At 35.9% G+C, this 19882-nt stretch carries 17 protein-coding genes; 8 read left to right on the forward strand and 9 right to left on the reverse strand.

Annotated features, from left to right (window positions below; translation table 11 throughout):
• Nucleotides 1–154 precede the first annotated feature (154 nt).
• The gene (locus QPL79_RS06320) at nucleotides 155–1684 is read right to left on the reverse strand and encodes a hypothetical protein (protein ID WP_285273958.1); all 1530 of its coding nucleotides are present in this window, start codon (nucleotides 1682–1684) and stop codon (nucleotides 155–157) included.
• Nucleotides 1681–3951: a hypothetical protein gene (locus tag QPL79_RS06325; protein ID WP_285273959.1), complete on the reverse strand. Its 2271-nt coding sequence runs from the start codon at nucleotides 3949–3951 to the stop codon at nucleotides 1681–1683. The genes QPL79_RS06320 and QPL79_RS06325 overlap by 4 nt, the downstream gene beginning before the upstream one ends.
• A 116-nt stretch (nucleotides 3952–4067) precedes the next feature.
• On the opposite strand from QPL79_RS06325, the gene QPL79_RS06330 reads away from it, so the two are divergent.
• Both QPL79_RS06330 and gapN read left to right on the forward strand, forming a co-directional pair.
• Nucleotides 4068–4406 carry a hypothetical protein gene (locus tag QPL79_RS06330; protein WP_285273960.1) on the forward strand — a complete coding sequence of 113 codons (339 nt, stop codon included), beginning with the start codon at nucleotides 4068–4070 and terminating at the stop codon, nucleotides 4404–4406.
• Nucleotides 4407–4596: 190 nt separating this feature from the next.
• Entirely contained in the window at nucleotides 4597–6123 is a 1527-nt protein-coding gene (gene gapN, locus QPL79_RS06335; protein ID WP_285273961.1) for an NADP-dependent glyceraldehyde-3-phosphate dehydrogenase, read from the forward strand.
• Between the two features lie 8 nt (nucleotides 6124–6131).
• Here gapN and QPL79_RS06340 read toward each other — a convergent pair whose 3' ends face one another.
• Nucleotides 6132–8798 carry a cation-translocating P-type ATPase gene (locus QPL79_RS06340; RefSeq protein WP_285273962.1) on the reverse strand — a complete coding sequence of 889 codons (2667 nt, stop codon included), beginning with the start codon at nucleotides 8796–8798 and terminating at the stop codon, nucleotides 6132–6134.
• Between the two features lie 189 nt (nucleotides 8799–8987).
• The gene (locus tag QPL79_RS06345; RefSeq protein ID WP_285273963.1) at nucleotides 8988–9557 is read right to left on the reverse strand and encodes a chromate transporter; all 570 of its coding nucleotides are present in this window, start codon (nucleotides 9555–9557) and stop codon (nucleotides 8988–8990) included.
• Nucleotides 9558–9823: 266 nt separating this feature from the next.
• Between QPL79_RS06345 and QPL79_RS06350 the strand changes: the two genes are divergently transcribed.
• Nucleotides 9824–12394 carry an ABC transporter transmembrane domain-containing protein gene (locus QPL79_RS06350; RefSeq protein ID WP_285273964.1) on the forward strand — a complete coding sequence of 857 codons (2571 nt, stop codon included), beginning with the start codon at nucleotides 9824–9826 and terminating at the stop codon, nucleotides 12392–12394.
• Nucleotides 12395–12431: 37 nt separating this feature from the next.
• Here the strand turns inward: QPL79_RS06350 and QPL79_RS06355 are convergent, their stop codons facing one another.
• From QPL79_RS06355 to QPL79_RS06365, 3 genes are read right to left on the reverse strand one after another with little or no spacing between them, the layout of a single operon-like run.
• Nucleotides 12432–13136, reverse strand: a complete 705-nt coding sequence (locus QPL79_RS06355; protein WP_285273965.1) for a hypothetical protein — start codon at nucleotides 13134–13136, stop codon at nucleotides 12432–12434.
• Nucleotides 13133–14428: an ATP-binding cassette domain-containing protein gene (locus QPL79_RS06360; protein ID WP_285273966.1), complete on the reverse strand. Its 1296-nt coding sequence runs from the start codon at nucleotides 14426–14428 to the stop codon at nucleotides 13133–13135. The genes QPL79_RS06355 and QPL79_RS06360 overlap by 4 nt, the downstream gene beginning before the upstream one ends.
• Complete coding sequence (locus tag QPL79_RS06365) at nucleotides 14400–15170, reverse strand: ECF transporter S component (RefSeq protein WP_285273967.1); 771 nt, start codon at nucleotides 15168–15170, stop codon at nucleotides 14400–14402. Before QPL79_RS06365 ends, QPL79_RS06360 begins: the two co-directional genes overlap by 29 nt.
• A 147-nt stretch (nucleotides 15171–15317) precedes the next feature.
• Here QPL79_RS06365 and QPL79_RS06370 point away from each other — a divergent pair, with 147 nt between their 5' ends.
• Together QPL79_RS06370 and QPL79_RS06375 are read left to right on the forward strand one after the other, a co-directional pair.
• On the forward strand, nucleotides 15318–15569 hold the full coding sequence (locus tag QPL79_RS06370) for a hypothetical protein (protein WP_285273968.1): 252 nt from the start codon (nucleotides 15318–15320) through the stop codon (nucleotides 15567–15569).
• A 57-nt stretch (nucleotides 15570–15626) separates the two neighbouring features.
• A complete protein-coding gene (locus tag QPL79_RS06375; protein ID WP_285273969.1) occupies nucleotides 15627–16508 on the forward strand; it encodes a ParA family protein in 882 nt (293 codons plus the stop codon).
• Here QPL79_RS06375 and QPL79_RS06380 read toward each other — a convergent pair whose 3' ends face one another.
• Nucleotides 16509–17030, reverse strand: coding sequence for a nitroreductase family protein (locus QPL79_RS06380; protein ID WP_350309088.1), 522 nt, complete (start codon nucleotides 17028–17030; stop codon nucleotides 16509–16511). It abuts the gene before it with no gap.
• Nucleotides 17031–17121: 91 nt separating this feature from the next.
• Here QPL79_RS06380 and QPL79_RS06385 point away from each other — a divergent pair, with 91 nt between their 5' ends.
• The 3 genes from QPL79_RS06385 to QPL79_RS06395 are packed head-to-tail and all read left to right on the forward strand — an operon-like array spanning nucleotide 17122 to nucleotide 19380.
• Complete coding sequence (locus QPL79_RS06385; RefSeq protein ID WP_285273971.1) at nucleotides 17122–17502, forward strand: hypothetical protein; 381 nt, start codon at nucleotides 17122–17124, stop codon at nucleotides 17500–17502.
• Between the two features lie 6 nt (nucleotides 17503–17508).
• Nucleotides 17509–18156, forward strand: a complete 648-nt coding sequence (locus QPL79_RS06390; RefSeq protein WP_285273972.1) for a LysE family transporter — start codon at nucleotides 17509–17511, stop codon at nucleotides 18154–18156.
• Between the two features lie 57 nt (nucleotides 18157–18213).
• The gene (locus QPL79_RS06395; protein WP_285273973.1) at nucleotides 18214–19380 is read left to right on the forward strand and encodes a tryptophan--tRNA ligase; all 1167 of its coding nucleotides are present in this window, start codon (nucleotides 18214–18216) and stop codon (nucleotides 19378–19380) included.
• A 53-nt stretch (nucleotides 19381–19433) separates the two neighbouring features.
• Here the strand turns inward: QPL79_RS06395 and QPL79_RS06400 are convergent, their stop codons facing one another.
• Complete coding sequence (locus tag QPL79_RS06400) at nucleotides 19434–19838, reverse strand: DUF120 domain-containing protein (protein WP_285273974.1); 405 nt, start codon at nucleotides 19836–19838, stop codon at nucleotides 19434–19436.
• Nucleotides 19839–19882 lie beyond the last annotated feature (44 nt).

Here is a 19882-nt window from a genome sequence, read left to right on the forward strand (position 1 = left end):
GACATCATCTTCATCGTAAGACAGGCCTAAAAACTATCGCAAAACCCAAATTCTTTCCTATCCATGTTTTGACCATGCAAAAAGTCACAAGGCATAGGCTTATTCAGAAACTTAGTCATCTATAGTGGTAAGAAGCCCATTTTAATCAAGGTACTTAACCAGGTTTTTTGCGACCAGATGCGTAAAGAAGTAGTGAAAGTGCTATGCTTAGCGCTATTACCATTGCTATTTTAAAAACATCTAGTCTTCCTTTAAATATTTGCACAGATGTTTCTTGAGTTGTTTGAGTATTGGTGTTTTGCTGTATCTGATAAACATTTATCACTAGTTCGTTGCTTTCGCTTTGCTCTGTCTCATCAGTTTCTGCTGCTATTGCTTTGAATATGTATGTACCTGGTTTAGAAAAGAATGGTGTTGGTATGTAGGCAACTCCATTCCCATTTGTTTTCAGTGATGTGTAATTAATCCATTTACTTGCTAACCCTTCTCTGTATAGAATTGTGATTGGTATTGACATTGGTGGCTCAATTAATATTTGAATTCTTGTTGAGTCTCCAACGCGAAGAAGTGTGTTGTTTGATAGTATTTTGATTACTGGTTTAAGTTTGGACACCTCCAATGTGATAACATTGCTTGTTGCTTCCCTATATAACTCTGTCTCCACGTTTCTAGCCCTGACATATACAATTGTTGCTTTATTTACCTTCCAAATATATTGAAAACAACCAGTGTTATTGCTTTCAACAAATGCTATTTGGTTCCACGATACCCCATTCAAGCTATACTCTAGTGCTATTCCAATAACTGTTCTTGGATTTATGCATCCTTTGATCAAAACCTTTTGACCTAGATTTAACCTTGATGTATTTACCCAAATTGCAATATTTGGTCTCAATGGAATAACAACTCTTGTTGATGTTGCAAAGCTTTTTGGAATGCCATAGGATGTCACATAACTTACATTGACACGTAGTACGTATATGCCTGGGCTTAGAAGCACAAGCTGTGTAATTGTTTCACTACTATTACTTTTTATGAAACTGAAGTACTCTGTTTTGTATAGTGTTGAATTAATGTATATGCTTGCATACACTCTATATATTGGTTGAGCATCGAAATTAACTAACCTGATTTGTAGAAGAGCACTATTATCCATAGTGAATGCATCAACATATGCAAAAACAGGTGATAGAGGAGTAAACAATGTTACCGGAATGCTTTGAGAAAAGGAAACCTGTTTCCTAGTCCCATTAGAAAACATTATGTAGCCACTTAGCGAAAAAACAAGTGAGCTTGTGATTATAGACCCAGGCTTTACTTGTGTATCTATGGCTACAGGTATGCTTACATATGTAAAAACCTTCTTGTTTGTGTCATTAAACAAACCAACATAGCTAGAAGTTCTAATACTGCCCAATGAGACATCTAAATTTGTTATGGATAGAAAAAGTCCAGAACCTTTTTCAAGAACCTGAATAGAGAAGTTTAGTGTTGAAGTAGATCCAATCTCAAAAATTTTTGGAGCATTCAAGGAGAGTTTAACTACCCAGCCAAACCAGTTGCTAATTACATAGCTATACTCCACAAAGGTTTCAGCCCCATGAACAAAAACAGTAGCAGTATCTACTAAAAGAAGAACGGCTAGACATAGCGTTATGCATGTCAATGTTTTGCATGTAGTCATTTTCTCTTCGCCATTGAAACTAGCAATAGTGTTGAACCTAGTGAAAAAGCAGCCAATAAAATTGATGTGTATAACAATATATTAAAAGTATCTTGTCTTTGCTTCAACATATTAATCTTATCCATAACTTGATTATTGTTTTCAACTACGTTATTAAGTCTTTGCACCACGTTATTTATTAGCATAGTGAGATTTGTGCCAATTTTATTAACCTTATCATTCAATTCATTAACATTTTTAACCAAGCTATTCACAGTTTTTGCAATTTCATTATCTTTTTGAGGAGGAGCATTGATTGTTATTTTAAATGTTTTACAGCTCCACCCACTTAAATCAATGTTTGTAGTAATGTTGTTGGTTTTTATAGAAATCCACTTCTCATTACATGGCACTGTAAAAATTGCTACTCCACTATCATTGGTGTATCCAATTTGTGTTAAGCCACTTGATGTGTAGAGCTCTATATATGTGTTTTTCACTGGAACACCACCTAGGTAAAACTCTACGTATATGGGGATGAAGATGCTTTTGCTAAGCAAAATCGTTAACAATCTATGTTCTTGTAAAATGCTACATGGAATAGCTGTCTCCATATGGTAAAGCGTATCTATGTATATGGCCATTACCTTGCTTCCCCAATTCAAATACCTAACATTGATATTGGCTTCACATAAAAATGTTTTAAGTGATGTGTTTGCAATTATTGCTGGAACATTCGGTGAAATGACTATGCTGTTAAATATTGGCTGAATTCCTAGAAAACCTCTCAAAACAACTCTGTAAAAGTCTATGCATGGAACACCAGCATACACTACAGCATTATAGTATTTGAGAAGTATTTTTAGTGCTAGATCCGAAAATCCATGTCTTATTAATGCTTCTAGAGCATCAGATATAAACCTCCTAGCGATGGAAATACTATTCACGTCTATATACCGAAGAAAGCTTGCAGCATAGTTTATGTGATTCTCACTGTTTGGAACACTGTATAAAGCTATAGAAATTGCTTCGAGAATGTTGTTGCTATTCAAAATTTTTTCTTCCATAGATAATGCATAGAAGTTGCCTTGGTATAGACTATTCAGTTTGCTTAGTACATAAGACTCAGCATTCTTAGCCTTGAAGACAGTATCGCTATTTCCAATGTAAAGTGCTGCAACATATATGGCATTCACAGCACTATATATTTTGGCAAGTTCAGAGGATCTGTTACAAGTTTTTACAAGGGTTTTCAAAGAGTTTAGCAAATTATTTGCCAAGCTAATGATGTGAGGATACTTATCAATGTAGTAATAGATGTAATTTGCTAATTCCATCGAAAAACCCTTGCCTGCTTCAAATACCTTGGTCTCATTTTTCAGGCTAAGCGTAATATTTGAAAGCCTTGTTAAGTAAATGTATGATGAGAGCTCCTCTGGGTATAAACCAATTACGTTATCTTCTAAGCCATATTTAGAAACCATGTTCAACGTGTTGTAAAGAGACAATATATACAAGTTATTGATCTGAGTATTAACAGTTTGTATCATTGGAAAGCGATGAATAAAATCTTTAAAAACATTTTTTGTATAGTCAATTTGTTCAGCAATGTTCTTCGCTATATCAACAATAGATTTGTTAAAGCCCAGCAAAACATTGGTACAATAATCTGGATGCAAAGTAATTTGAAGAAGCATTGTAGATTCATTGAATTTTGTAATGGCTTTTTCCAGGGGGGTATAAACAGCAAAACTAGTTCCATTAACATCTAAAATGGCTCCACTGCCTAGCAATGTTTCAGTGGAGTATTTTTTACCAAGATTCACAGCTATAGTGACATTTATAGAGGTTGTTGCCTTAAGGCATATAGAAACGTAAAAAGATTTTGTTGAATATAGAGGCACTGAGTATAGAGTAATACTAAAATTGTTGAAATTAAAAAAAGCTTTTGTGTAGAATCCTCCAACCTCTATTTCGAAATACCTTGGGTTTATGCTTTCTAAACTTCTCTTATTCAATAGAATGCTCATGTTTAAAATAATAAAATCTTTACTTGATTTGAGCACAAAACCACTTGGTATTCCACCATTAATATAAGCTGATACCTCAACACCACTTTGTATCGATGTTACCAGGTCTCTAAGAATTACCTTTAGATGTGGTTTTTCAAAACCACTGAACACAGCTACTGGTATTGAATCATCTGCATGAACATCTACAAATATAGAAGAAAAGCAAAGGGTTAACAGCATGATTGCAGTAATGGCAATAGCTCTTGTACTTTTCATATCTAGAGCAAATAGTGTTGACTCTAAAGAGCATTGCTATCTAAGGCGACTACAGATCTATGCTAGGCATTGATTTAAAAATGTGCTAAGAATGTTAGTTTTTGAGAGGAGAGTTCATGACTAAGCATAAACTAGTACTTTTATTGATACTAGTTTCTATAACTATAGCAACAATCTTCTACATTCTTTTTGGCATAGCTTCAGAGTTTGTTTCTGGCATTCTTCATAATGTTGTCGTCTTAATAATGCTTTTCACAATCTCTACAATAGTAATTATGATAAGCACAACAATAATTCTAACTACAGATAATAAATATGCTGTAGCTATTGCAGCAATAGCCGTGTTTGTTTCTAGCATAGTTCTTGTAGCAACATTGTCACAGCTAATAAGCATAGCAAGCGACTATTTAAATAAAGTATTTGAGAATATTTCAAAGAGGGTAATAGGGTCTTAAAAATCAATTTGCTCTCCAATAAGAAAACACTGATGTAGTGATGAAACCCCCATCATATTTCCCATATATGCTCTAAGTAACTACTCTTAAACATGTTAAAACATTTTTGACAATAACATCTGTATTGAAATTCATATACTAAACGGTTAAAAATGCATTGTGACTTAGCACCAGATTGAGGTGAGCATTTTTGCATCCATTTAAGCCTTTGTCAAATGTGTTTGAAGATGTGTTTAGTGAGAGAAATGGCATGGTCTATTTCAAGACTTACTTAGCTGGTGAATGGGTTGATAGTGGAGAGTATCTAGATGTTAGAACACCTATAGACTTGTCCGTTATTGCAAAGGTTTCTAGGCTTAGCTGGTCTTTAGTTGACAAGACCCTGTCCAAAGTGTATGGAAGTGGAAGATGGTCTGCTAGAGACTTGCCTGGGTGGAGGCGTTTAGAGATTTTGGAGAAGGCTGCCCAGAAGATTGAGGAACTTAAGGAGGATTTTATACAAGCTCTTATTCTAAATGCTGGTAAAACTCGTTCCCAGGCCCAGGGAGAGGTTACAGCTAGCATAGATAGGTTGAGGGCTGCTGACTTAGATGCTAGAAAAGTTTTTGGAGAGTACATGCCTGGTGACTGGGATCAGACAACAGTTGAAACAGAGGCTATTGTTAGAAGAGAGCCTGTTGGCGTGGTTCTGGCAATAATACCATTTAACTACCCACTTTTCGATACTGTATCAAAAATTGTTTATAGTTTTATAGCTGGTAATGCAGTTGTTGTTAAACCTCCCTCAGCTGATCCACTACCTGTTTTGCTTCTTGCAAAAGTTTTGGAGATTAGTGGTTTTCCAAAAGATGCTTTTGCAGTAATAACAATTCCTGGTAGTGAAAGCGATAAACTTGTTGCTGATAACAGAATTGGTGTAATAAGCTTTACTGGAAGTAGCGAAACAGGTAGGAAGGTGATTGAAAAAGCAGGAATTAAACAATTCGTGATGGAGCTTGGGGGTGGAGATCCAGCAATAGTTCTATCCGATGCTGATTTAGAGCTTGCCGCAGAAAGAGTTGCTGCTGGAATATATAGCTATGCTGGACAAAGATGCGATGCAGTTAAACTCATTCTTGTGGAGGAGCCTATATATCAAAAGTTTAAGGAAATACTGGTTAAGGAACTTTCAAAAGTTAAGGTCGGAGACCCAAGAGAACAATCAACAACAATGGGTCCGTTAATAGATTCAAAAACTGTTGACGAAATGATAAACGCAATAGAAGATGCTGTAAAACTTGGTGGAAGCATAGTCTATGGAGGAAAGAGATTAGGACCAACATATGTAGAGCCTACAGTAATAGAATTCCAAGACAAGGAAGCACTTAGAAGATCAGTTCTTTACCAAAGAGAAATATTTGCACCAGTAGCGCTACTAACAAGTTTCAAAGATGTAGATGAAGCTATTGAGTTGGCAAATGGGAGAAGATATGGTCTTGACGCAGCTGTGTTTGGTGAAAACATTGTTAAGATAAGAAAGCTTATTAGATTTTTAGAGGTTGGAGCAATTTACATAAACGATATGCCAAGACATGGCGTTGGCTACTATCCATTTGGTGGAAGAAAAGATTCTGGAATTGGTAGAGAGGGAATTGGATACTCAATAGAATATGTAACAGCATATAAGACGATTGTGTACAACTACAGGGGAAGAGGAGTCTGGAGATACATTCTATAAAATAAAAATCAACTAATTTTTATTCCCAAAACCTTTCTCACTTCATCAACAATTAAGATAGTTGCTGGTGCAATAAATATTGCTGGCCATATCCACCAATCCAATGGTACAACATGGAAGTATTTGTTCAATGGTGTGTATATAGCTATTAGCTGCATGGCCATTGATGCTAGAAGAGCCGGCAAAAGCCACTTGTTTCTTGGAAGCTTCCAAAAGTTTTGATTTTCACTTCTAGATGAAATTGCTCTTCCAAATTCCGATAAAGCAATTGCTGTAAATGCTGCTGTTCTTGCAAGCTGCAATGAGGTTTCTCTAAACATGTTGAATATTAGCAAAGTTGCAGCACCTAGTAGAGACCCCATGACTATGTAGTAAACAAGCTTTCTTCTAGTCACAAACCTTTCCTTTGCTGATCTTGGAGGTCTTTCCACTATACCTGGCTCTGGAGGCTCAAGACCAAGAGCTGCTGCTGGCAATGCATCTGTTACAACATTTATCCACAAAAGATGTACTGGTTCCAGAGGTGGTGGCATTAATAGAAGTTGAGAACCAAAAACTGTTGCAACTTCACCCATGTTTGCTGTTAAGAGATAGTTTATAGGTTTCTTCAAATTCTCGTATATCACCCTACCCTCTTTAACAGCTTCAACAATAGTTGAGTAATTATCATCGAGTAGAACAAGCTGTGCAGCTTCTTTAGCCACATCAGTTCCTCTAATACCCATTGCAATACCTATGTGAGCTTCTTTCAATGCTGGTGCATCATTTACACCATCACCTGTCATAGCAACTCTGTAACTCTTTTTCTTAAGGACTTTCACAATTCTTGCTTTATGCTCAGGAGTAACACGAGCAAAAACTGTGACCTTGTCTATTATCTTAGCAAGTTCATCATCACTCATTCTATCCAAATCCCTGCCCTCAAGAGCAATAGAATTGTCAACATCGAGACCAATCATCTTAGCTATTGCCATAGCAGTTAGCTTGTGATCTCCTGTGACAATAATAGTTTTGATTCCAGCTCTTTTAGCAATTTGAACAGCTTCTGCAACACCTTCCCTTGGAGGATCTATAATACCTAAAACCGCATAGAATGTTAGATCCCTCTCCACATTTTCTACAGAATCTTCTTCAGAAAATGCTTCAACAACTTTGAATGCTACACCAAGTGTTCTATAGCCTTGCGAAGCCAGCTCCTCGACATATCCAAGAACCTTCTTCTTCGAGTCGTTATCAAATGGCTTGACTCCATCACCAACTTGAATAGTATTTGAAAGCTCCACTAAAATCTCTGGAGCACCTGAAACAACAACAATGTATTTACCATTAAATATATGTACTGTGGATTTTCTCTTTCTGAATCTGTCAAAAGGATATGTTTTAACAAGCTGTAGCTTGTTAACAGCTTTTCCAACACCTTCCTCACCCAAACCCTTATATGCTAGAACAAGCAAAGCTCCTTCTGTTGGAGAGCCTTTAACGCTCCAAACACCTTTCTCATTAACAAGCTTAACATCACTAAATGTATGTGCAGCAAGCATCTCTAAAAGGTTTTCAATATTGACACCACTACAACTTATTCTTCCCTTTGGTTCATATCCAGAGCCTTCAACATTGCAAAAACCATTGAATGTTCTTACAACCTTTACAGTCATCTCCCCCTTGGTTATGGTGCCTGTCTTATCTGTGCAAATAACATCAACAGATCCAAGAGCCTCAATAGCAGCTAGTTTTCTAACCAAGGCATTTTTCTTAGCCATTCTATGAGCACCTATAGCAAGAACAGCTGTTGCTATTGCTGGAAGACCCTCTGGTATAGCAGCAACAGCAAGTGCAACAGCAATCATAAATGATTCTAAGACATTGGCCCATCCCTCCAGAAGAGAAGTTGCAAAAACAATTGCTGCAATACCTATGATTATAAGCCCTATTTTCTTGCCAAAATCGTCTAGTTCTATTTCAAGAGGTGTTTTCTCCTCCTTGGTTTCTGCAACACTTTTAGCAATTCTTCCAAGCTCTGTTGAAGAACCTGTTGCAACAACAACACCTTTTGCACTACCCCTAACAATGTATGTTCCCATAAAAACCATGTTTACTCTATCACTTACTGGTGTAGATGGATCGAGAACAACATTAGCATCTTTTTCAACAGGTGTTGACTCTCCTGTCAACGGAGATTCATCAACTTCTAAATCATTGGATTCTATAAGTCTTATGTCAGCCGGTACTCTATCTCCTTCTCTAAGCAAAACAATATCGCCAGGAACAAGATCTGTAGAGGGAATCTCAACCTCTCTACCACCTCTAATAACCCTGGCACGAGGAACAGCAAGTTTTTTCAAAGCTTGAATAGTTTTTTCAGATCTATACTCCTGAACAAAGCCAAATATAGCCATCATAAAAACTATTATGGCTATTGTCAATGCATCGAAGAATTCTCCAAGAAAAGCAGAGATAAGCGTTGCAATAAGCAAAATTATTATGAGAATGCTTTTAAACTGATTAGCAAACATCTCAAGTGGTGTTTTAACCTTTGCCTTAATCTCATTCCTTCCATATATGTTAATCCTTCTCAAAACCTCAGACTCGTCAAGACCAGCAACACTATCTGTTCCAAGCCTCTCTAAAGCCTCTTGAACTGTGAGCGAGTGCCAGTAAATGCTATTGCCATCCATTATAGATCCGAAACAATACAATACCTAGCAAGTAGCTAAAAAACTTTATAACAATTTCAAAAACAAACACATTTATATGGCTAGAGCTTTTGATTCTTCTTACCAGTATCAACTCTTGGATTTCTTCACATTTTCGAAAAGTAATATTGATAAAATATAGGTGTGGAAAAACATTAGAATGTGAAGATTCTAAATCCTCCAAACACCTAGAAGCCCTAGAATCAATCCAGCAATTGCTGATGCAATAATTAATAGTATTGGATCAACATCGAACATAACAATAGATATTAGAACAGTTATAGCGATAAGAGTTGTCATTGTTGCTGAAACAGGTTGAAGACCTTTATAAACACCTTTCACAACAGTTATTAAAGCAGCTGTGAAAAGACCTATTACAGCACCTCTAATACCATTCAAAATACTTCTAACAATGTAATTCTCATAGAATTTTTGAAGAGCTATGGCAATAGATAGTATAACAGCAAAAGCTGGTGTTACAACAGCTATTGTTGCTATAGCAGATCCTAGCACCCCACCTATTTTATAACCTATATAGGTAGCAGCATTAACTGCTACAGGTCCAGGGGTAGACTCTGCTATTGCAACAAGATCAAGAAACTCTTCCTCAGAAAGCCAATTATTGCGAACAACAACTTCGTATCTGAGAATCGGAATCATTGCCTGGCCGCCACCAAACATAACAGCACCAATCTTCAGAAATGTTATAAATAATGAGAAAAGCGTTGCAAGATCTGCCACAATTCAACACCTCTCTAAAAGCACTTGAAATTGCATCGAGTATTGTAGTAATCCAGGGTTTATAAGTCTTGTTTTCACATTTTCACATGAATTTGTATCATGTTGAATTCTATATAACGAAGTAGAAAAAGATGAAAACAATTAAAGCAGTATGTAGGTAGTTTGTGTAGCAATGTATTTCATTTTCTTAGCTAGTTATAGATATTGATAAAAGCTTTTATTTTGAAAACGTCTTGAATCGTGACATATCTGTGGCGAGTTTTTTTATGAGCTCTATTGAAACAGATCTTGATATGGATTTAAGGTTTTCTAGCTTAGTTGTGAAGGTTGATGGAAAGTCCATATCTGTTTGGCATAAAGATAAGCTTCTGTTGAATATTGATAGTGTTAGCAAACTTGATGTTGTTTGTGGAATTAGTGTATGCAGGCTTGTTGCTGTTACTAGCAATGGTGATAGAATTGATGTTGCCTATTTTACAAGAAGAAAGGAAGAGGCTTTTAGAAGATTTGCAGATGCATTTAATAGAGGATCTGAGTATGGTTTTGAGGAGAAAAAGCCTAGAGCACCATCAATAGGAACTATTAAGTGGCTTTGGAATATTCTAAGCAAATACAAAAAGGCTTTAGTAATTGGCGTATCGTCATCGCTATTACTAACATTTATAGGTCTTTTACCACCATATCTAATGAAAATACTTATAGATAGTGTGTTGTTATCATCATCACCTTCAATAAGCTTATTTGTGATGATAATACTAGTACTTGTTGCATCACACATTATAATAGCATTAACAACAATATATAGAGGACTTGTTCTAAGCAGGCTTGGATACAAGGTTACAGTAGATCTTTCGGAAACTCTATATCGACATGTGATGAACTTGGATCTTCCACAAATAGAAGCTATTGGTGTTGGCAGACTCACCTCAAGAATAATTAACGATGTTAATAGCCTTAACTGGCTTCTTGTATGGGCTATTCCAGCTATAATATCAAATAGTTTTAGCATTGTTGCAACTAGTAGTGTAATGTTTTATTTAAACACAAAGCTTGCATTATTCATACTTGTTCCAACACCAGTCATAATATTGCTTATTCTCCGCTATAGAAAAAGATCTAGGTTTTTGTGGCATGCTAATTGGCGTAGAAGTTCAGAGCTCTATTCCAAAATCTATGAAACAATTCCTAATTATCTTATTGTTAAATCATTTGTGAAAGAGGATTATGAAGTTCAAACATTTAGATTTCTTTTAGATAGGGTTTATGAAAGTAATGTGGCAATTGCAAAACTAAATAATTGGACATGGCCTTTGCTAGGCTTTGTTCTAAATATTGCTACTGTTGGTATATGGTGGTATGGTGGTTTGCAGGTATTAAGTAGAAGAATGGAGCTTGGAACAATAACAGCATTTATATCATATGCATCGCAATTCTATGGCATTGTAAATAACCTAAGCAATCTTATTCCTGCTATGCAACAATCCCTAGTCTCAGCCGAGAGAATAAGGGAGTTGCTATCACTAACACCAAAGCTAAAAACTGGGAAGAATCTGTGCATAAATGATATAGATACCATAATTTTTGAAAATGTGTCATTTGGATATGATCCACGAACACCAGTAATAAAGAACTTTAACCTTGTTGTTAGAAAAGGCGAGAAAATAGCAATTGTTGGAAAAAGCGGATCTGGAAAAACAACAATTGCAAAACTATTGCTAAGATACTATGATGCCGACGAGGGTAGAATAATAGTTAATGACTATGACATAAAAGACTTGAATCCTAAATGCTTAAGAAGTAAAGTAGCCTATGTTCCACAAGAAGTTGTTTTATTTGATGCAACAATAGGTCAAAACGTTGCCTATGGCTCAGGTAGTTACAACCCAATTGAAATTATTAAAGCCTGTAAAATAGCTATGATACATGATGAAATAGTTAAAATGCCATTTGCTTATGACACTCCACTTGGTGAAAGAGGATCTCAAGTTTCTGGTGGACAGAGACAAAGACTTGCAATTGCTAGAGCAGTGTTGCTAAATCCAAGCCTATATCTATTTGATGAAGCTACATCAAATCTTGATGTAATAAATGAGAGAGAAGTTTTTATGACTATAATGAATGTTGCCAAAAACAAAACAACTATATTTATAACCCATAACATTTTCGAGGTTATGCTAGCTGATAAAGTAATTGTTTTAGAGAATGGGATTATTGTTGAAGAAGGGGATCCTCTAAGCCTTTTGCTAAACAAGAAATCAAAACTGTATAACATGTTTAAAGAGCAGTTGATTAGCGATGATGTAAGAGAGATTTTAACTGTTATTGACATAGCTAAAAAGGAGCTGGATAAGAAATCACTAGAACTGAACATAGCAAAAGCAGAAGAGGTTAAGATAACTCCTTCAAGAACATCGCAAGCCAAAGTAAACGTGGTTTATAGAGGTAAGAGCTACGCTGACGTTACACCAAAGCTTCTCTTTCCCATAACAGCTAGATATATTGTTGGTCTTTACACAGATAATCAAAGCGAGGTTTTGATAATCGATGACTATAGAAAACTAGATGAGGAATCTAAAAAAGTATTAGAAAAGGCAATATCACTTAACAACAAGGTGTTTAAGATAAAAAGCATTAGAAAAGTCGATTTCAAAGGCGACTATCTTCAATGGGAGTTGGAAACAGACAGTGGTTTAACAACTATCGAGACTTATGGTAGAAGAAGCATAATGATATTTAAAGACAAGGTTGTTATGAAAGATAGATACGACAACTTATTTGAGGCTTTGATTAGCGATTTAGATAATAGAAGCATTAAAATAATTGAGGAAATGCTTTAAGCAACAAAATCTCTAAAATCTTGCATACCCAACTAATTCAATGAGCAAACCAAAGGAATGCAACTACTCCAAATACTGCTAAGGTGATTTGAGCTAGAACTGTTTTTCTGCTGTATATTGGTTTTGGTGCATATCTAAATTGCTTTAGGTAAACCCCTTCGCTAAATTGTGTAACAATTTCATCACCTCTAATGAAAAGCATTGCCAGGGTTTTCCAAGTTTTTTCCTTTTTCAACCCATGAATATATAGCATTTCACTTGATTCTTTCAGCAACTGAGATGCTATTCTCCAAAAATATTCTATTGCAAGCGACGTTGCTGTTGAGAATTTGCTCACAAGATAACACAGCTCTGAAATGTTTAGTGTGTGTATAAGTGTGAACACTATTAACGATCCTATCTCTGCTCTCATAAAAACATCTATAAATGATGCTGGGTTTAGGAGCCCTTTCCCAGAGAGTGTGTATAGAAGGTTTGTTAGCCCCATCCATGTAGCTGGAACCAGCGAAACCAGAGCAGCATAAGCCAAAGCTTTTGCAATGCCAAAAACAATGTAGAATGTTGAGATTGCTGCAAGTATTGGTATTGATACAACAGGATTTTTTATTGTTATGTAAAGCGAGAGAATAGTGAATGCTAACTGAATTGCTGTAGAGCCTTTTCGAGCTTCAACAAAACCATAGAGAAATAGTGATCTAAGCAGTAATAGCACTATTCTTGAAAAAACCTTTGAAAAGCTCATGAACACACACCTATAATCTTAGTTGCAACATGTTCTATTTCAGCACCGTGACTAGCAACAACAATTGCTGAGCCACGTTCTCGAAGCATTGTTAAAAGCTTTAAAATGGCTATTGCATTCCAAGGATCTAAACCAACTGTTGGCTCATCAATTAACAGGGCCTTGGGTTGTTTAATAAATGCTGAGGCTATTGCTAATCTTCTTCTCTCACCACTACTCAGAAAAGCTATTGGAGTATTCAAAACATTTTCCAAGCCGGCAATTCTAGCTATTTCAACATTCCACTGAATTTCATCACCAGCTGTAGGATTTGATATGTAATGTAAGGGGTTTTCTGGCACAAGCTGAATGCCTTTAGCATACTTCTTGACAATGCCTTTACTAGGCTTTAGAACTCCTGCCAAAATTTTTAATAGTGTTGACTTGCCCTTTCCAGAAGAGCCTCTAAGCCAAACAAGTTCTCCTGAGAAGACAGTAAATGAAATGTTTTTCAATATGTACTCTGGTGAGTCAGGATATTTAAACCACAAATTATTAACCTCAAATATCTTGTTTTCCCCAATACCTGTTTTATCAATGTTCCTTAGCATTTCTTTAAGTTTTTTAAAGTCCTCGTATACAGGTGTTTGAATAGGGTCTTCAAATAATGTTCCAACTCCATTCTCGATGTAAAGAACCTTGTCTATTATGCCACGCCACGTAAAAACATCGTGATCAACAACAATAACTGTGACACCACATTCTGAAGCAACTTTAATAGCGTCAATAACATTCTTCACAGATTCTTTATCAAGATAAGACGTTATTTCATCTATTAACACAATCTTCGCATTGGACACCAGCGCTTCTAGAAGAGCTATTCTCTGTGCTTCTCCAGCACTAAGATTCATTGCAGAATCAAACAACTTGTTGTAAACCCCAATTCTTCTAGCAATCTCCTCTACAACATCAATACTAACACCACTATTCTTAAACATTATATCCATTATTGGATAAGGAGATGATATTGAATACCACGGTTCTTGAGAAACATAATAAAGGTATTTTGATGCTTTATAAGCATCATTAATATGTTCACCATAGACTGTTACAGCTCCTTGCACATGTAAATTATATAACTCTCTAGCAATACCCACTATACTTCTCAACAGGGTTGTTTTTCCAGAGCCCGATCTTCCAACAACTAAAAGCTTTTCGCCTTCACTAAGAGAAAAACTTATGTTTTTTAAAATTATTTTTGTAGATGATTTAACAAAAAGGTTTCTAACCTCTAGAGCCTCTGGCTTTTTCAATGAATTGCACCAGTGGATATGCCAAGACTATGCCAGCTACAAACTGCCCTATATTTACAGGTATTTCAAATATTGCGGCTATGGATTCTCTATGGAGTATAACTGGATTTGAAACAAAATATTCATAAAGAAAATACCCTGTAACCATTATCAGTCCACCAACAGCCATGGAAACAACATATGGCTTGCCCCACACAAAAATAGATGTCAATGCGATAACAATGAATAGAACTGCTATAATAACCCACGCTATTGGCGGTAAAAACACTTTGAGATTTGGTATTGGCATGGAAATTCCAAAAACTGTTGTTGGCGTCCATGAAAACTCAATAGCAACAACTCCCACACCAAAAGACAAAGCCACAACAACATATGTTAAAACAGCTGCTAAAACCACAGCAACAATTCTAATAATGTTAACAACACCTTTGCTTTGTGGTTTTAAGCGAAGCCACTTAATAAGCTTTGCCACAACAAATCCTTCTGAAAACTTTATAACAAATGTTGCTGGCGCGAAATACCAGTAACCCAAAACCATATCAGCTAAAGCTGGTCCTAAGCCAGATGCTATTGCAACTATGAGTGGTTGAGCCATGAAAGCTATTGTGTATATCGCTGCCTCACCTAGGTTAAAGTATCCACCAGTTGCTGGTGTTTCAACTGTTAAAAGCACTGTTGCAATAAAAGTTATAATTGTGTAAACAACAACTCTAACAACGTTTTCCAGCTTTGTGCTGGTCATAGCATCGCCATGTCTATTAAAAACATATGATTCAATATATAAGCTTTAATCGAAGTATCTAATCGAAGTATGTAAGTAGAGAAAATTATGTTGTGAAAACGTGTTTATAACATATTATCAGCTTAAAAAAGTTATTGTGATAATGTCATGAAACTAAGTTATAGATTGAAAGATGTTATAGCCTATTTAACAACAGTACTATCCCCAGTTATTACATTGATAAAAATCGATTTTATAAAAAGTAATGTGGCATTCATCTTAAACTTTTTGTATTCAGATCCAATGCTAAAGGCTTTAACATATCTACTTTTGATTTCCATAATCAATTCCTTTTTGATATTAGGCTTAGGCATAGTTGCTCTAATCAAAAAATTGAATAAGCCCTTTTCTAGGTTATAGAATAAGAAAAGTTTAATAATTTTTTAAGAGTTGATAAATTTGTGTTGAGTGGTTTTTGTGCCAAGGGTTGTTGCTATTGCAAACTATAAGGGGGGTGTTGGAAAAACAACTTTAGCAAGTGTTATAGCCGCAACATTATCTGAAAGATTTGGAAGACGTGTTTTGATTGTTGATGCTGATCCACAGGCTAACATCACAGAGGTTTTTATCCCTCCCACAAGTTTTGAAAAGCTTCTTGGTTTTTCGAAAACTCATCAGAAGGTTTTTTCTATTGAGTGGATAGCTGGTTCTGGAGAACCTGTCATTTACAGAGTTAGTGATAACTTAGCAGTTATTCCTTCAAAGCCTGAGTATATCGGCTTAGCCAAATATGTTATAGTTCCTGCTGAGAGAATATATAGTCTCAGAAATGATGTTGATCAAAAGCTTTCAGAATTTGAATATGTAATCCTAGATCTTCCACCACAAATGTATGGATTGATAGGGCCTTTAATAAAAATGGCTGATGCACTAATATCACCTGTAACCAAAACAAGTTTTGCTTTAACAGCTCTCTACTATCTAATTAGAGATATTAGGGGTACCCCCCCAAATGATAAACCACCATTTATTGGAGCTGTTTTGACTAGGTTTAGAACTATTGAGAAAATCAATATAGATATTTATAGAAGAAGAACAAAAAGGATTGTAGAAGAGGCCTACTCATCATATGGTATGAAGTGGGAGCTCGAGGGAAAAATACCTTCCCCAGTTTTTGAAAATGTGTTTTTTGCACATCCAAAGTTAGCAGATATAAGAGCTTTGCCTTTTGATCCTAGCGAAAATGTTAGGCTTTTAAGAGTTTTGAGAGGAAGAGTCAAATATGCTCCTAGCATAATATCTTTTGTAGAGCCCTTGGTTAAAGAAGTTGAGCATAGGGTTAGCAAAGCATTGGAGTAGCTATGGCAATGGATTACCAAAAGAGTTTAGATATGCTATATCCCTAAGCTCTTTTCTAGGCCTTGGATAAGGAATCTCAGCAGGATATCCCATTGCAATCATAGCAATTGGTATGTAGCTACTTGGCAAGTTGAGAATTCTTTGAATATCTTCCACATTCCTAAGTGTGTGTATCCATACAGTGCCAAGCCCATGCGCATGAGCAGCTAGAATTATGTACATTGCAGCATTTGCGCAATCAATATGGAATGAGTCAGGTGATTCATTCTTGTTACATGCCACCACAATACATATTGGAGCTTCCTCCAATGGATATGCCCATTTATGAATTTTTGCAAGCTTGTTTTTAACAACAGAGTCTGTAACAACAATGAATATCCAGGGCTGTTTATTCCAAGCGCTTGGAGCATATCGAGCAACATCTAGAATTTTCTTCACAAGATCAATTGGAATAGACTCTTGCTTAAACCTTCTAACGCTTCTTCTACTAAGCAAAAATTTTATAAGTGTCTCACTATTCACAGACAATTTAACCACTTGCCACATAATTTAGTGGTATATATCGAAATAAGAGCTTATAGTTGCTAGAGACACTGTTTAGAGGTGTGGCTATGTGAAGAGAAAAAGTATTTTTGTATCTGCTGATGGTGTTAGAATAGCTATTGAAATAGATAGTATCGAGAGAACAGCTTTCTTCAATCTCTATGGATTAGATGTGTGCACATCCAAATATAGAATGATTAGACTTCTGGATTTGTTGAATAGTCTCAGAGCATACATAGCATTGTATAAAACACCTAGTAAAAGATTTGATAGTGGATGCATAACTATTTTAAGTGAAGACACTGCTGGATGGAGTATTATAAAAAATTTGTGTAATGAAAAAGGTCTTAACAGTGATGAGGAGTGTATTCACCATGTACTAGACATAATAACTCAGTTTATTCACGATATAATATCCTTTCAGTGGATAGAAATGGGATCTGTAGCGTGATGTTTAATGGATAAAATAGTTTCGCTTGCTCTTCAAACAATTATGGTAACACCATCAGGAGCCTTGAGCCCAGGCCCACTAACAATTGCAACAATGTCCATTGGTGTGAAATCTGGTTGGAGAGGTGGTGCCCTGGTTGCCTTGGGTCACATGCTTTTCGAGTTTCCATATATTTTAGCACTTACAACAATGTTTAGTGAAGTGAATAGAATTTTGTCAACATCTATTGGCAATGTCATAGCTGTTGCTGGAGTCATTATAATACTGTATTTTGCTTATATGCTTCTAAGAGATGCTGCAAAGGGTTTTAATCTAGCTACTAGAAAATCGCATTTCTATGGCAATCCAATTGTTGTAGGCTTTTTCTTTACAGCATTAAACGTATTCTTTCTACTGTGGTGGATTAGTATAGGAATGACATTGATTTCAACTATAGCCTCTCTTGGAATTTTCTCAATACTTGTTATGTACCCTGCTCATGTTTGGATGGATTTTTTATGGCTTATGGCGGTTGCTGAAGCCACTAAAAAGGGATCTAAACTTCTTAGTGAAAAAGGTTATAGAGTTATGCTAGGCTTTTTCGGATTGCTTTTAATAATCTTTGCAGTAAACATTGTTTTAAAGAGGTTCGCAGGATTGTCAATAATACCCTAAACCTTTATAACCCTGGCTAAATCTTCATTAGTATTAGCAAGTTGGTGATGAGCTTTTGTGGAAATAGAGGAAATTCATATAACTCCATGGGAGGCAGAGGCTTTTGTAGATTATGAAAGACTTGTAAAGATTTTTGGTGCAAAACCGTTAACGGATAGAGAAGTTGATATGCTAGCAAATGTTGCTGGAGAAGTTCATGTAATGATTAGGAGAAGAGTGTTCTATTCTCACAGAGATTTTGACATATTTTTAGAGGCATACAAATCTGGAAGAAGATGTGCTTTATATACTGGCAGAGGTCCATCGGGACATACACATCTTGGTCACATTCTTCCATGGATATTTACAAAGTGGTTGCAGGATAAACTTGGACTAGAGCTATTCTTTCAAATGACTGACGATGAGAAGTATTGGCATAGTGAATCAGGGTCTCTGGAAGAGTTCAATAGCTTAGCATATGAAAACATTCTTGACCTAGCTGCTCTTGGCTTAGACCCATCGAAAACCCATGTCATTATCGATTCTGAGGATATTAGCTATTTATATCCAATAGCTATAAAAATTGCTAAGAAAATCACATATTCCACACAAAAAGCATCATTTGGATTTACAGACTCAACAAACATTGGAATGATCTACTACCCAGTTCTTCAAATGGCTGTAGCATTTCTACCATCAGAACTATACAGAGACCAGGTAATGGTTTTAATTCCTGCCGGAATAGACCAGGATCCATACTGGAGACTCACAAGAGATATTGCACCATCGCTTAACTATCCAAAACCAGCTCAGATACATAACAAGCTTCTTCCAGGACTTGGAATAGGAGGAAAAATGTCTTCATCAAAACCAGAAACGGCAATATATACAACAGATCCACCTGATGTAGCAAAGCAAAAAATAATGAAGGCATTTACAGGAGGTCAGCCAACAGCACAACTGCAGAGAAAGTATGGGGGTAATCCAGATGCTTGCCCTATTTACAAAATGTATGAAATGCTTTTTGAAGATGATGATAAAAAGCTTTTAGATAGATACAATGCATGTAAAACAGGCAATTTATTATGTGGGGAATGCAAAGCTGAGCTAGCAGAAAGAGTGGCAAAATTTTTAATTAATCACCAGGAAAGAAGAGGAAAGGCTTTGAACTATGTAGAGAAGTATTTAATTAGACACAAATTTGATGTGCCAAAGGTTAGAAACCCAAACCGTAACACAAAATAATGTTATAATCAAAAGCTCAGATGCATCACCGTATTACAGCAAATCATGTATTACTACAAAACAACATCTATTTCAACAAAATCCCCATCAACAAGACCAAGTTTTTTCCTAATGTTTTCACTCGATATAAGCTCTACAATGTTAAGACCATGAACAGTTTTCATGGGTCTTACAACATATGCAACTATTTTGCTTGAGCTATTGATTTTGCCTACAAAGCTTTTCCATACATACACTGCTACTAGATGATTTTGAGGAGGATTTATTACCGCATATGGTTTTGAATTGAGAATAGTAGGCATTTTAAGTTCAGATTCTTTATTTAACTCAACATTTAATGTTCCTGGATATGGTTTAAACCCCAGTGCATCTTCAAAAGCTTTACTGTAAATCTCAACATACTTTCTTCCTTCTCCAACACCCTTAACAACAACACCTACAAGCTTAACAAAAACCATTCTAATTCCTACACCTTATTTCTTTAGCCATACAAACACAAAAC

Source organism: Ignisphaera cupida (assembly GCF_030186535.1).
GTDB classification, from domain to species: Archaea; Thermoproteota; Thermoprotei_A; order Sulfolobales; family Ignisphaeraceae; genus Ignisphaera; species Ignisphaera cupida.

Coding starts and splice junctions, on each gene's coding strand:
- QPL79_RS06320 (WP_285273958.1), bottom strand. CDS start 1,684: ATGACTACATGCAAAACATTGACATGCATAACGCTATGTCTAGCCGTT.
- QPL79_RS06325 (WP_285273959.1), bottom strand. CDS start 3,951: ATGAAAAGTACAAGAGCTATTGCCATTACTGCAATCATGCTGTTAACC.
- QPL79_RS06330 (WP_285273960.1), top strand. CDS start 4,068: ATGACTAAGCATAAACTAGTACTTTTATTGATACTAGTTTCTATAACT.
- QPL79_RS06340 (WP_285273962.1), bottom strand. CDS start 8,798: ATGGATGGCAATAGCATTTACTGGCACTCGCTCACAGTTCAAGAGGCT.
- QPL79_RS06350 (WP_285273964.1), top strand. CDS start 9,824: ATGAGCTCTATTGAAACAGATCTTGATATGGATTTAAGGTTTTCTAGC.
- QPL79_RS06355 (WP_285273965.1), bottom strand. CDS start 13,136: ATGAGCTTTTCAAAGGTTTTTTCAAGAATAGTGCTATTACTGCTTAGA.
- QPL79_RS06365 (WP_285273967.1), bottom strand. CDS start 15,170: ATGACCAGCACAAAGCTGGAAAACGTTGTTAGAGTTGTTGTTTACACA.
- QPL79_RS06370 (WP_285273968.1), top strand. CDS start 15,318: ATGAAACTAAGTTATAGATTGAAAGATGTTATAGCCTATTTAACAACA.
- QPL79_RS06390 (WP_285273972.1), top strand. CDS start 17,509: ATGGATAAAATAGTTTCGCTTGCTCTTCAAACAATTATGGTAACACCA.
- QPL79_RS06400 (WP_285273974.1), bottom strand. CDS start 19,838: ATGGTTTTTGTTAAGCTTGTAGGTGTTGTTGTTAAGGGTGTTGGAGAA.